Raw genomic sequence first — 13,861 nt, 5'->3', positions numbered from 1 at the left:
GGCGGTTATTTGTCCTGTTTAATTGCACCGATGGTGGTTAAACAGGACAGCCTTTTTGAATGTTACTGGTTGGTGCTGGTGGTATCTGAATAGGTGATGCGTTTTTTCAGTTGCTGGCGATACAGGGGCAGGAGCATGGTCAGAAGAATAAACCAGACTGGTGTGGCCAGCAGGCCAGTAAGGGTATCTTTATCCTGACTGAACAGATACAGTACAAATACAAAAAATATCAGGCAGACATAGCACATCGGTATGCCAAAGGGCATTTTGTAGACTGAGCGCGCGTGTGCCTCTGGATAAAGCTTGCGATAACGCAGGTAGGCAATCAGGATAACTGCCCAGACAAAGATAAAGCAGATACTGGATACGGTGGTGACGATGGTAAATACTTTCATGACATCACCCTCGGCATAGAGCAGACCCACACCAATCAGCAGCAGGGCGCAGGAATAGATCAGGCCGTTTTGTGGCACGCCTGTAGCTGATAGCCGCGCAAAGGCTTTCGGGCCAACGCCGTTTCTTGATAGGCCGTACAGCATGCGGCCGGTGGAATACATGCCGCTATTGGCAGAGGACAGGGCGGAAGTCAACACGACAAAATTAATAATGGTGGCGGCGGCGCTAATGCCAATTAGGGTGAACATGTTGACGAACGGGCTACGGTCTGGCGCAACCATGCTCCACGGGGTAACTGTCATGATGATGGTTAAGGCCAGTACATAAAAGACGATCACGCGCACTGGTATTTTGTTGATGGCGGCTGGCAGGGTGGTATTGGGGTCGTCTGTTTCGGCCGACGCTGTGCCAACCAGTTCGATGCCAACAAAAGCAAAGATGGCAATCTGAAAGGCAGCAAAAAAACCGGACCAGCCATGTGGCATCCAGCCACCATAAGACCATAAATTACTGATTCGTGCCTGAATGCCGCCGGCACTGACAAAGCCGGTGAGCAATAGATAGCCGCCACAGCCAATCAGCGCCAGAATAGCCAGAATCTTGATCAAGGCAAACCAGAATTCTAGTTCACCAAAGAGTTTGACGGATAATAGATTCAGTGCCAGCAGGACAATAATGCATATGATGCCGGGCAGCCAGAGTGGTACGTCTGGCCACCAGAACTGGGTATAACCGGTAATGGCTACGATATCGGCCATGCCAATTACTACCCAGCAAAACCAGTATGACCAGCCAACATAATAGCCGACAGTAGGATTAAGAATATCGGTGGTGAAGTCGACAAAGGATTTGTAATGCAGATTGTGCAATAGCAGTTCACCCATGGCACGCATAACAAAAAACAGGAATGCGCCGATGATGATATAGGTAAACAGTACGGATGGCCCTGCTAGGCTGATGGTGCGGCCTGAACCCATAAAAAGGCCGGTACCGATTGCACCGCCGATAGCAATTAGCTGTAAATGTCGGTTTTTTAATGTACGTTTTAACTCGGGTGGCCGGCTCATGGTATATCCTTTAGAGACTGGAAAACAGGAATCGAAAACATGGTTTTGTTTTTTGGAGATTATACGTGGGTATAAGGTTGTTTATGCTAAATGGCTTTCTGGTGCTGGCAGAACTATATTCATGTATTTAATATAGTGCATGTTATTAGCTGCATAGCCAGCTTAAAGTCATAATACTGTATCACAGTTTTTTACTGTTGCTGGCAATATCTGAATGCAGATGTTGTGAATGGTTGCTGTGTATTAAGGTGGTGATTTTTTCGGTTAACCTCTAGGCGAGGTTGGGCGGGCTGGCTAAGGAATAATAATTATAGAAGGGAGAATGTATCCATGCGCCGGACTGAAAGCAGATTAAATATGAGTAATACCGGATTGATGCAAGTGGTGCAGTTTATGTATGCCGGAGATTGAGTCTGGGTAATAATGGTTACATTTTAAGGCGGGAATGTTGTTGCTACTGTGTACGGCGGTGATGGGGTTGATTGTGTGCATGGTAGCCGTACAATAGACAGCACAGATTTGGATATTAAGAGTGTTAAATATGAGTGAAAATAAAGTCGTTCATTACTTAAAAGATTATCAGGCACCGGATTTTGCGGTAGCTGATATTAATCTGACTTTTTCTCTGGAGGATGCTTATACCACTGTCCTCAATCGCATGACTGTGGTGCCACGGCAGGCAGGCAAACCTTGTGTACTGGATGGCAGCGCGGAGTTGTTGCAGATTGTTTTAAATGGTAAGTCTTTGTGTCCGCATGAATATGCAGTTGCAGATGAAAAGCTGATTATTCATGCGGTGCCAGACAGTGAGTTTGTGCTGGAAATCACCACCAGATTGTATCCGGCGCAAAATAAAACGCTGATGGGGCTGTATGAGTCTGGTGATAATCTGTATACCCAGAATGAACCTGAAGGCTTTCGCAAGATTACCTATTATTTTGACCGGCCGGATGTGATGAGTCAGTTTACCACCACTATTATTGGTGATAAGCGGCGTTATCCGGTTATGTTGTCTAATGGTAATCTGATTGACAGTGGTGAGCTGGACAATGGTCGCCACTGGGTATGCTGGCGTGACCCGTTTGCCAAACCAAGCTATCTGTTTGCACTGGTGGCGGGGCAGTTGGCGGTGCTGGAGGGCAGTTTTATAACCCGCAGCGGTAAGGAGGTGGCGCTGAAGTTTTATACTCGTCCGGAAGACCGTGCCAAGGCAGGTTTTGCGCTGGAATCACTGAAGCATGCGATGCAGTGGGATGAAGAGCGTTTTAATCTGGAATACGATTTGAATATTTTTATGGTCGTGGCCGTGAGCGATTTCAATATGGGTGCCATGGAAAATAAAGGTCTGAATATTTTCAATACTAAATATGTACTTGCCAGCAGTGATACGGCTACTGATGCGGATTTTGAAGCAATTGAGGGTGTGATTGGTCATGAGTATTTCCATAACTGGACGGGTAACCGGGTAACCTGTCGTGACTGGTTTCAGTTGTCACTGAAAGAAGGTCTGACGGTATTCCGTGATCAGGAATTTTCAGCCGATCGTGCCAGCAGGGCAGTACGCCGTATTCATAATGTCAGGGTATTGCGCAGTATGCAGTTTGCCGAGGATGCTGGCCCGATGGCACATCCGGTACGGCCTGCTTCATATGAGGAAATGAATAATTTCTATACGTTGACTGTGTATGAGAAAGGTGCTGAGGTGGTACGCATGTACCATACACTTCTGGGCGAAGCCGGTTTTCAGAAAGGTATGCAGCTTTACTTCCAGCGCCATGATGGTCAGGCAGTGACGTGTGATGATTTCCGCGCGGCTATGGCTGATGCCAATGGTGTTAATCTGGAGCAGTTTGCTTTATGGTACAGTCAGGCTGGTACACCGCAGATTAAAGCGCATGGTGAATATGATGCAGGCAATCATACGTTTAGTCTGCATCTACAGCAGTACACTCCACCCACGCCTGATATGGCGGATAAGCAACCGATGGTGATTCCGGTTAAAGTTGGGCTGCTTGGCCGCGATGGCACACTTGTGGCATTCAGACTGGCCGATACGGATGTGTTGGTAGATGAAACAGTACTGGTATTCAATCAGGCACAACAGACATTTGTGTTTTATGATGTTGCACAGGAGGTGGTGCCATCATTGTTGCGCGGTTTCAGTGCGCCGGTAAGACTGGATTATCCGTATGGTGATGCTGATTTGATGTTGCTGCTGGCACATGACACTGATTCCTTTGCCCGCTGGGAAGCTGCACAAACTCTGTACCGGCGCGCTGTTGCGGCTAATGTGGCGGCGCTGGCTGCAAATCAGCCGGTTCCCCATCATGCTGAGCTGGCTGCGGCAATTACTGCGGCGTTGAATGCCGATATTGACCCGGCTTATAAAGCAGTATTATTACAGGTGCCAACTGAAGCGGAATTGTGGGAGGATGCGCAAAGCATTAATCCTGAGCTGTATGTACGTGCACGGCAGGCACTGTTGCAGGATTTGGCTGCCAGCATGGAAGACACGCTGACGCACTGGCGTACATGGGCTGATGCACAGGAGCAAAACAGTAAGCATGCGGCTCCACAGGAATATCACCCTGATCTGGCCGGCGTGCGCAGCTTGCGCAATATTTTATTGCAATGGGGTGTACAGGCCAGAGCGCAATTACTGCAAACTATTGCAAGTGAATATACGCAGCGTGCCACTAATATGACTCATGAATTTGGGATGCTGTCGGCCATTAATCATCTGTCCGATGACAAACGCAATGAGTTATTAAACCGGTTTGCCCTGCGTTATACGCACGATGATCTGGTGATGGACAAGTATTTTATTCTGATTGGCAGCAGCCAGCGTGCAGATACCTTGCAACAGGTACAGGCAGCCTTGCAGCACCCGGCTTTCAGTCTGGAAAATCCGAACAAGGTGCGTTCGTTACTGGGTAGCTTTAGCCGTAATATTGAGCATTTTCATGCTGCCGATGGTAGTGGCTATCGCTTTATTGCTGAGCATATATTGCGTATTGATGGATTTAATCCGCAGGTGGCATCGCGTCTGGTACAGGCATTTAATCTGTATGGCCGGCTGGAACCGCAACGCAAGGCGTTGATGGCTGAACAGTTGCAGCGGATTCAGCAGCATGAAGGTTTATCTAAAGACAGCCGTGAGATTGTGGACAAGATTTTGCGCGATTGAGATGATGGCTGGTGAGTGCTGGCTGGAATAAAATAAATCAGAGCACTACAGTTTATGCTGGCGTGCTCTTTTGATATGGATATGCTTTGGGCTATTCAGGCTTAGGTCGGAATGCGGTCTGTTTTTATTGCTTGCTGTTTATTCTTCAAGTAGCTGCTTGCCCAGATAATCGTTTTCTTTGGCCATTCCCGGCAAAACAAAGAAGAAGCCACCACCAAATGGTTTGATATAGCGTTCCAGTGGCTCGCCGTTGAGGCGGTTCTGGGTGTCGATAAAGCCTTTTTTGAGGTCATTTTGGTAGGCAACGAAAATCAGCCCCATATCAAGCTGGCCGCTGGGTAATATACCTAGTGAGTAACTGAAGCTGCGCCGGCGCAGTTTGGCTACATGCCGTTCCGGAATACGTGGCTCGGCACGGCGCATGTGGGAATCAAACAGGATGCGGTCGCCATGCGGGTCGCGATTCATCTGCGGGTCATCCATTTCGTGCTGCATGCCGATGGGTGCGCCGCTGGTTTTGTAACGGCCAAAATCGTTTTCCTGATCTTCCAGTGGCGTTCTGTCCCAGAATTCTAGATTAAAGCGAATCAGGCGGATGGCCTGATAGCTGCCACCCAGACACCATGCAGGTTCATGGTTATCGGCAGTTACCCATACCAGTTCGTCCATCAGTTTGCTATCGCTAATGGGGGCGTTGCCGGTACCATCTTTAAAGCCAAACAGGTTGATGGCGGTGCTGTGATGGTCGATATCGCGTGCCGGCAGGAATCCGTCCATTTTCCAAACGGGTACCATGAACTGGTTGCAGTGGCTAATCAGGTCGCGCAGGGCATAAATCACGCTTTCACGGCTGTTGGCACAAAACTGAATAGATAAATCTCCGCCACACCAGTCTTTTTCCAGCCGGTCGTTGGGAAAGCGCGGCATGGGTATCAGTTTTTTGGGTTTGTGTTTGGCCAGACCAAAGCGCTGGTCAAACAGGCTGGCGCCCACGGCTACGGTAATGGTAAGCGAGTCAGGTGACAGGTTGTGACCGAGTAGCCCGGATTCCACTGGCGGCAACTGGTCATTTTTTCCTGCTGCCAGTGTCTGTGGTCGGGTGAGGTAGGCGATGCGTTGGGAAATAAGCTGTAATAGCCGTTGTAGTTGGGCTTTATCACGTGTGGTCACGTTAAAGGCAACAAAAATGGCTTCTTTGGTATCAGGTGTGATCACACCTGCCTGATGACTGCCCCAGTAATCGACTGCCTGATTGTAATCGTGAGTACAGTTGCTGGTCGCACTCGCCGGTTTGCTGGCGCCGATACTGGCTATACCCAGTCCTCCGGCCAGCAGCATTTTCATGCTGTGGCGGCGGCCGGGGCTGGCAGGATTGTCTTCAGGCGTGGCCGCTGAGTCTGGCTGGTGTCTGAAGGTGTTTTTTTGCATAACTAGAACCTTAATGAGGGTACTTGTAATAAACGCGAATGCCCAGTTGTGCCCGCAGTTGCGCCAGACGATTGGTCTGAATGCTTAGCAGGGCATACAGTTGGTCATGGTCAGTCTGGCTGAGTTGGTTGAAATTCTGAAACTGGTTCTGCGGTAACTGATAGCGCCGGAGAACGGCAAAAATCTGCTGATAGCCGCTATCGAGTGCTACACGTTGCTCGGCTGGAATAAAGTCAGTAAGCTGCTGCACAGTTTGGGCTGAACCGGTGACATTAGCGTGGATATCGGCTAAATCGCTATGGCTATACTGATTTTCCTTGCCAGCAAGCTTGGTTTGCAGAATCATTTCCAGAAAATCGGATGCGGCTTGGACGACTTTGGCTATGTCCAGTTCGTCAGCGACCACCCGCTTTTGTAAATCAATGATTCCATGTTGCAGATTACTGGCTTCTGCCTGTGCCTGTTGCAAGTCTTTGCGTACGAACAGCTCATATTCCAGCCGGTGAAAACCGCTGAAACCAGGGTCATTAATGCCTTGCAGATAGTAATCAGCACGTGAGTTGATATTCTGGTCAGCATTGCCGAACAGTTTGACAATAATCCGTACCTGTTCGTAGCTTTGATGCGCGCGGATATAGTTCTGCTGTGCCGGTAATAATTGCCCGTTCCGGCCGGCGTTGATAATGGCATCAAGATATTGCTGGGTGGTTTTCAGTTGCTGGACAACCTGTTGCTGATAAGCCCGAATGGCGGAATGGTATTTTTCCGGGGTGGGAATATCGCCTTTGGCTGTTATTGCATTGGAGTCATTGATGATTGGTGCTCGTAAACCATGCGCTATTGATAGTGCCGGCAGCAGCAACGAGCACAGGAATAGGGTGTGGAACCTGTGCAGCGTCATGTGGATTTCTTTCTTAAAAACAGTATGGCCATTAACAGCCAGAATACGCCAAAGGTAATGACGCTAATCCACATTGGCTGGGAACGGTAGGCAAGCAGTGAAGAAGCGAAGCTGCCAATTAAACCGCTATCGTCAATAAATGGTGAGATATCCCATGCTGGATTAATCAGGAAATCGGGGATGGATATGTCATGTTCGAGTAGCATATTGGTGCCATCTTCAATTGCTTTCATGAGTAATGAAATGGCCAGAAATAATAGTATGATGCCGGTTATGGTAAAAAATTTCTTCCACTGAATGAATCGGCTGGTCTGAATAAAGGCATAAAAGGTCAGGGCTGATACGGCGATACCGATAAGTACGGCAATGCAGAAGTTGAAGTAATTATGGCTGTTGAGCTGCATGATTTGCCCGGACAGAAATACGACGATTTCACTGCCTTCGCGGGCAATGGCAATCGCAATAATGAATAGTGCTCCCCACCATGAGTTGTGGGCTACCTGCTGCGCTATTTCCTGTTCTAGTGAGGATTTCATGCTGCGGGCGTGTTTGTTCATCCAGTACACCATCTGCACAATCAGTACACAGGCCATTGCAGACATACCCATCATAAATATTGTTTGATGGTCATCGGTAAGTTCTTTAAATATGCCATTGATAATGAGAGCCAGTATGACTGATATCAGTACACCGAGTCCTATACCGCCAAACAGGTAACGCATACTGTTACTGCTGTCGGGGTTGCGTTTAATCCATGAATAAATAATGCCAACAACGAGCAGTGCTTCGAAGCATTCGCGCCAGACAACAAAGATGACTTGTCCCATTGGTTATCCCGTTCTTATTTTACGATTAACTGCCCTTTGGGCTTATCCAGATGGAAATCATCAAAAAAGATATAGGTGCCGGGTTTTTTCGGGGCAATCACCACCACTGATGAGGCTCCTGGTGCCAGTACTTTTTCTTTTACCAGTTGGGTACTTTCAAATTCAACGGGCCCCTTGCCAATATTGGTGACTTTGATGCGAATGATTTTGTTGGCCGGTGCGTTGAGGGTTAACGGTATCATGTCACCATCTTTCATTTTCAGCTCCAGAGTGACTTTGTCATCAGCAATCGCGGAATATGAAAGTATGAAGTTGCATAAAATCAAGACAATAAGAAAAAATTTTTTCATGATGGTTAGGCTTACAGAAAAAGGTATTGTGGCAGTAACAATGTATCAAGGGATTATTCGGCCGGTTCAAGCCAGAATAATCCCTCTGCACGCTGTTGTTAGTAGCTGCCTTTACGGCCTACACCGGTGTAATCAAAGTCCCAGCTCACTTCAAACGGTTTAAACCACGGAGCCACACCAGTTTCCTTGTCAATATGACGCGCCATTTGATTGGCGGTTGGCGGGGAAATACGGTAGGTCACCCGGTATTTGCCCAGACCATTCAGTTTGACGTTGTCGCCATAGTGAGGGCCGTCACTGGCAACCATGGACATGAATTTACCTGAGTGTTCGAATTTGTCTTTGGTCAGTTTGGTGATGGAGTATTCGATATTCAGATTGGGAATCCAGTCACCTTCGGCAAAACCGTTTGGATTACCTTCTGTAGCATGGATATCGGCTTCCATGTGTACGTCAGATTTGCTGGCTGGCAGATGCATGTTGCTGTGATCCATACCATCGGTATCCATGGTGATGGGTGGCAGATATACGCCAGAAATTTCCATTCCGTTTTTAATGATGGGTTTACCCATAGGGTATTCCTGAGCAAAGGCTGTCATAGATACAAGGGCAGCACTGGCGATGGCAATTTTTTGTAACAGCATTCTTGATTTTCCTATTTTAGTCATGTAAATCAATATGGATCAGGTTATGACGGGCTAACAATTGATAAGGATTATCAATATACCCTTTTTGTAAATGTTAGAAAACCATTAAATTATGTTTTTTATGCGTACTTAATGTTATTTATTGCTATGTAGAAAAGTTTGTTTGTTTTTTCAGGCTGTTTGGATGACTTGATTTTAAGCAAAATAGTAACTGATAAATAAATTTATTTAATATTAATTGATAACCGGATTGATGAAGCTAAAAGTCACGGCAGACAATGGTTTCAGCCATGGCTGATAGCACAATAATCGTTCTAAACTGGGGTACTGACTGAAAAATATTCAAATTATTGCTACACTGGTTAAGTCAAGCTATTGATATATAAGTTAAGTAATGTTAAATTATGGTTGCGGTTGCAATTAATACTGGTTAAGGGTGTTGCAGGCCGGAACAGACTAAGCATATTACCTGTATCTGGGTGTGTTTGGCGCAGAAAATTGTTCAGGCTGGTTTGATGGCGGCAATAAGGTTGCTGCCTATGGTGATATCACCATAGGCAGAATGTAACTAGGGATTATGTATTGCCTGCCATATTTGTTGCGCTAAGGGTTCTATGCCGTGCCACAGTAGGGGTTGCCAGTTGCGCTTTTTGCAAAATGAAAACACCAAGGTTTCGGCTCTGATAATGTTGTTGCAGGGTTTGAAAACCAGTAATCCGCTGTCCTGCCAGTCTGAGTCAACTCTAATGATATAAGGTGACAGGATATAGGCAGTATATTCGGTAGTTTCCTCTGGATCGTTTGGCCAAGAGCTGCCGATGGGGGTAGTTTGTTGTAGATAATAAAGTGCAAAGGGTTGCTGTAACTGTAAGTTGTCGTACAGTGCGCTGGACAGTGCATTCTTGTCAGGTGCAAGAAGTTTCATTGTCTGTCCCCCTGTGTACAATTCATGCTAAATACATTATTTGTATTTGTCATGTAATGTATCTGTGTGTACTGATGGCACCTGATTGTGAACACTTGTTTCGCAAACAGGCTAGATTGCAGTTGGTGATGGGGGAGGTTCGCTTTGTAGATATCCATGTTATTGCCTTTCTCTTTTGGTCATGAAGCCGCAATTGTGCTGTCAAACACAGATGGCGGCAGACAAATGGCAGGGTTGACAGACCGACAAAGAGAACCGGCAGGCGCGAAGCCTCCCTGCCACTGTCCACCATGAGTCAGGTGAGGCAATGAACATTCACAGACAAAAAAGCTACTCCATTAGTGAGTAGCAGGATGTCTGCCTCTTTAATCAGCCTGTCAAAGCTGGCTGCGCTATTGAACACAACGTCTTTATCTTGCCGTTAAAGCTTGATACTGTCAATTATTGCCTTACACCTTATGTTTCGGTTGTTTGCTGTATATTTTCATTCTAGGTAAAAGCTATCTGTCTGCTGATTTTGTTGTGCTTGTTTTATATCAGAAAAATTAATTTTGGATAAATTTTTATTTATATAGCATAATGGGTTTGTTGCCGCTCTGGTGACAGGTTGTAACGGGAAACGGCCAGTTTCCGGCCATGTGATTTTGTACTGATGACAATGTGTGCTGCAAAATATCGGTAGATTTCGCTATATAAATTTGGCTGGCTATTGATGATGATATTGCCCGGCACACTACACGCTGGATAGTTGCTGCGCTGTATGTTTGATTTAGTCAGAAATAAGTACTTTTTAATTATTTTGCATAATTTTGTGGCTAATGATACGCTATTTTACATTTATGGTGTTGTTTTATTGGCTATAAATGGCAAAACAGTTAATCATAAGGTGGAGTATCTGCTGTCGTGCTAGTTTGCATGTCACTGACTATTGACTCATTTCACGAATATCTGCATAAAATCAGGAATCAGTAATTCTGGCTGGCTATGTGGCATGGAGTTAACATGGTTCTTCAGCCTGTGGCTGGTACTGCTAACCAGAAGCCGATTCTTCCTGTGGCTGCTTCAAATATACATCCACATCAGGCTGCACTTGCTGGTGGCAGTTGCTTTTGCTATTAGCGTACAAAAAAACAATGATATTTAAATATACTAATGATTTTTTTAATCTATACTTTATTTCCTATGTTACTGATTATTCCAATATTAGTAGATTATGTGTAAATGATTAGTCAGTTGAAAATATTTAAAAAACTAGATTTTCAATTTTTCATCTCAGAATCAGCAATAGCGATAACATTAAAGAGTGCTGAGCAAAAATATTTACAAATCAGCCTGAAAATTTGTTATCTCCTGGTTACATAATATTTCTGGTTTTAATGCAATAAATTTTTAATTCCAAATAATTATAATCGGGATTGATATCAGTTAATTACCAAAATATTTTACGATTAGTTTTTTCCATTAAAAAATCGGGCATACGATTGTATGCCCGATGCTTAAACAATTTATTCAGCTATTACCATTTATAGCCAATACCTGCATTAAAGCCAGTTTCATGACCAGTGGTAGAGACACCTGCACCCCATGAGAATTTACCGCTGTTGTTTGTGGCTTTGTAGTTAATACCAACGGCGGTATAACCATGGTAGGAGCCCATACCCACGCCGACAGTCTGCTCACCGGCATTCAGCTGTGGCAGATAGGCACCTGACAGCGCCATGGCCAGTGCCGTACCGGAATAGGCACGGCGTTCTACGTGCTGTATACGGTCGTTAACGTTGTTGACGTAACGGTTGATGTTTTCTATACGGGCATTAACGCCTTTGAGCTGTGCCACGTTCACGGCATCGGTATCTTCTGTACCAGCGGCTACACCGGTAATCTGGCGATAAATACCTTTGGAAGCATCACCTACGGAAACTGCTGCTTCGGTACTGGTGGTCGCCTGAATGGCGCGAGCCTGCTGCGCTGTGGCACCTACCGGAATATAGCCCATGATACCACCTGCTGTATTGGCTACAGAGTTGGCACCCAGTGCAATACCACCACTCTGGGTAACGCTGGCATGATTACCAATAGCAACCCCATCTGCGACACTGGCTTTGGCTTCTGCGCCGATGGCCACAGCCGCATTGCCGCTGGCTGCAGCAGCTCCGCCTATAGCAATGGCATTATTGCCACTTGCCGAAGCGGCACTCAGGGTAGAGTTGACTTTGGCATATTTGCTGCCACCGTTGTACAGATTGCTTAACGCATTACCGACGTTATGGACAATAACTTCAGTGCCGTCAGCAGTAGAGCTGATGTAATTTGGTGGCGTAAAGTTACCACCTGTACCGGCGCGAGTAACTGGATCATCATAGCTGGCATTACCGCCCAGACTTTCTGCCACTTTGGACAGTGCGTTTGCTGTAGAGGTAGACAGGCTTTGCAAATCCTGTTTGAAATCATTTTTCATTTGCCACAACTGGCTGCCATTAACCGCATCTGTTGAATGTTCACCAATATCACCAATAGCAAGATTAGTAATTTTCTGCGGGCTACCAGAATGATGGCTGGCATCATAAGCATTGCCATTCCATTGCAGGGCGTCTGTCAGTAATGTGCTCAGAGAGGTTGATAACCCTGCTGGTATATTGCCAGAAGCTAGATTCAGCTGATCCTGTAAGCTGGACAGACTGGTCGAAGTAGAAGTAGACAGCGCATAGAGCTGACGACCATTCACTGCCTGATTAGAGGTGGCATCAACACGACCGTTTGCAATATTACTAATCGTTCTTTCATTGCTGGTATCACGGGTTAGCCCGAAGAAGCTGGATGAACCTGCATCATCATCGTCGAAATGCACAGCATTTTTCTGCAGTTCCTCAATCAGTTTTTTCGAGGTCTGGATATCAGTCTGAGCCGTTTGGATATCATTCTGTGCAGTCTGAAGGGCTGTTTGTGCAGTTCTGAGATCTCGGTTTACAGCTTCCATATTAATCTTGTTTTCATTAACTACATTTTCAACACTACTGGATACTGAGCTGAAGATTGAAGATGAAATGCTGTATAGCTGTCCGCCATTAATGGCATCAGTTGAATTTTCCCCGATATTACCGTTAGCAACATTAATGATTCTCTGCGCATTGGCAGTACCATGGCTGGCATCATAAGCAGTGCCATTCCACTGCAGGGCGTCTTTCTGCAGAGTGCTGATGCTGCTAATCGCAGTAGCAAGATTACCAGCCAGAGTGGTAGTAGACTGGGACACAGTATCGATACGCGAATTGGCAGTGCTCAGACCAGTAGAGAGGTTGCCACTGAAAGCAGTAGACAGATTATCTAAACCGGTCACGGTAGAGCTTGACAGAGAATATAATTGTCCGCCATTAACAGCATCGGTAGAGTTTGCGGTGACATTACCAGCGGCCACATTGGTAATTTTCTGCGCATTGGCAGTGCCGTGGCTGGCATCGTAAGCGGTGCCATTCCATTGCAGGGCGTCTTTCTGCAAGTTGGAAACAGTGTTATTCAAGGAGCTGATGCTGTTATTAACATTACTCAGGTCACCGGCATTGTGTAAAGTAGTAGACAGCGAATCCAAACTGGTTGAAGTAGAGCTGGAAAGACTGAAAAGCTGTCCGGCATTAACCGCATCGGTGGAGTTCTCGCTGACATCACCAGCGGCCACTTTAACAATTTTCTGCGCATTGGCAGTGCCGTGGCTGGCATCATAAGCAGTGCCATTCCACTGCAGGGCGTCTTTCTGCAGAGTGCTGATGCTGCTAATCGCAGTAGCAAGATTACCAGCCAGAGTGGTAGTAGACTGGGACACAGTATCGATACGCGAATTGGCAGTGCTCAGACCAGTAGAGAGGTTGCCACTGAAAGCAGTAGACAGATTATCTAAACCGGTCACGGTAGAGCTGGACAGAGAATATAATTGTCCGCCATTAACAGCATCGGTAGAGTTTGCGGTGACATTACCAGCGGCCACATTGGTAATTTTCTGCGCATTGGCAGTGCCGTGGCTGGCATCGTAAGCGGTGCCATTCCATTGCAGGGCGTCTTTCTGCAAATTAGAAACATTATTATTTAAGCTACTAATACTGCTGTTAGCAGTATTAAGGCTGCTGCTTAAAGAGTTAATG

At 46.3% G+C, this 13,861-nt stretch carries 9 protein-coding genes; 1 reads left to right on the top strand and 8 read right to left on the bottom strand.

Features of this window, described 5'->3' with window-relative positions; translation table 11 throughout:
• Positions 1-62: 62 nt before the first annotated feature.
• Entirely contained in the window at positions 63-1,463 is a 1,401-nt protein-coding gene (locus MJ764_RS09835; RefSeq protein ID WP_239326580.1) for an amino acid permease, read from the bottom strand.
• Between the two features lie 541 nt (positions 1,464-2,004).
• On the opposite strand from MJ764_RS09835, the gene pepN reads away from it, so the two are divergent.
• A complete protein-coding gene (pepN, locus tag MJ764_RS09830; protein WP_239326578.1) occupies positions 2,005-4,650 on the top strand; it encodes an aminopeptidase N in 2,646 nt (881 codons plus the stop codon).
• A gap of 138 nt (positions 4,651-4,788) precedes the next feature.
• On the opposite strand, the gene efeB is transcribed toward pepN, so the two are convergent.
• From efeB to MJ764_RS09795, 7 genes are all read right to left on the bottom strand, one after another.
• Positions 4,789-6,078: an iron uptake transporter deferrochelatase/peroxidase subunit gene (gene efeB / locus MJ764_RS09825; RefSeq protein WP_239326576.1), complete on the bottom strand. Its 1,290-nt coding sequence runs from the start codon at positions 6,076-6,078 to the stop codon at positions 4,789-4,791.
• A 10-nt stretch (positions 6,079-6,088) separates the two neighbouring features.
• Positions 6,089-6,979 (bottom strand): EfeM/EfeO family lipoprotein, encoded by an 891-nt coding sequence (locus MJ764_RS09820; RefSeq protein WP_239326574.1) that lies wholly within the window; start codon positions 6,977-6,979, stop codon positions 6,089-6,091.
• Positions 6,976-7,806 carry an FTR1 family iron permease gene (locus MJ764_RS09815; RefSeq protein WP_239326572.1) on the bottom strand — a complete coding sequence of 277 codons (831 nt, stop codon included), beginning with the start codon at positions 7,804-7,806 and terminating at the stop codon, positions 6,976-6,978. Before MJ764_RS09815 ends, MJ764_RS09820 begins: the two co-directional genes overlap by 4 nt.
• A gap of 14 nt (positions 7,807-7,820) precedes the next feature.
• Positions 7,821-8,156, bottom strand: coding sequence for a cupredoxin domain-containing protein (locus MJ764_RS09810; protein WP_239326570.1), 336 nt, complete (start codon positions 8,154-8,156; stop codon positions 7,821-7,823).
• A 98-nt stretch (positions 8,157-8,254) separates the two neighbouring features.
• The gene (locus MJ764_RS09805; protein WP_239326568.1) at positions 8,255-8,800 is read right to left on the bottom strand and encodes an iron transporter; all 546 of its coding nucleotides are present in this window, start codon (positions 8,798-8,800) and stop codon (positions 8,255-8,257) included.
• A 571-nt stretch (positions 8,801-9,371) separates the two neighbouring features.
• Positions 9,372-9,728 carry a hypothetical protein gene (locus MJ764_RS09800; RefSeq protein ID WP_239326566.1) on the bottom strand — a complete coding sequence of 119 codons (357 nt, stop codon included), beginning with the start codon at positions 9,726-9,728 and terminating at the stop codon, positions 9,372-9,374.
• A gap of 1,516 nt (positions 9,729-11,244) precedes the next feature.
• A partial coding sequence (locus MJ764_RS09795; RefSeq protein WP_239326564.1) for a YadA family autotransporter adhesin occupies positions 11,245-13,861 on the bottom strand: 2,617 nt, incomplete at its 5' end.

Origin of the sequence: Snodgrassella gandavensis (assembly GCF_914768025.1) — a bacterium.
In the GTDB taxonomy this organism is placed as follows: Bacteria; Pseudomonadota; Gammaproteobacteria; order Burkholderiales; family Neisseriaceae; genus Snodgrassella; species Snodgrassella gandavensis.
The sequence above is the reverse complement of the archived record's forward strand: the minus strand, read 5'-3'. Positions and strand labels throughout refer to the sequence as shown.

Coding starts and splice junctions, on each gene's coding strand:
- MJ764_RS09835 (WP_239326580.1), bottom strand. CDS start 1,463: ATGAGCCGGCCACCCGAGTTAAAACGTACATTAAAAAACCGACATTTA.
- pepN (WP_239326578.1), top strand. CDS start 2,005: ATGAGTGAAAATAAAGTCGTTCATTACTTAAAAGATTATCAGGCACCG.
- efeB (WP_239326576.1), bottom strand. CDS start 6,078: ATGCAAAAAAACACCTTCAGACACCAGCCAGACTCAGCGGCCACGCCT.
- MJ764_RS09820 (WP_239326574.1), bottom strand. CDS start 6,979: ATGACGCTGCACAGGTTCCACACCCTATTCCTGTGCTCGTTGCTGCTG.
- MJ764_RS09815 (WP_239326572.1), bottom strand. CDS start 7,806: ATGGGACAAGTCATCTTTGTTGTCTGGCGCGAATGCTTCGAAGCACTG.
- MJ764_RS09810 (WP_239326570.1), bottom strand. CDS start 8,156: ATGAAAAAATTTTTTCTTATTGTCTTGATTTTATGCAACTTCATACTT.
- MJ764_RS09805 (WP_239326568.1), bottom strand. CDS start 8,800: ATGCTGTTACAAAAAATTGCCATCGCCAGTGCTGCCCTTGTATCTATG.
- MJ764_RS09800 (WP_239326566.1), bottom strand. CDS start 9,728: ATGAAACTTCTTGCACCTGACAAGAATGCACTGTCCAGCGCACTGTAC.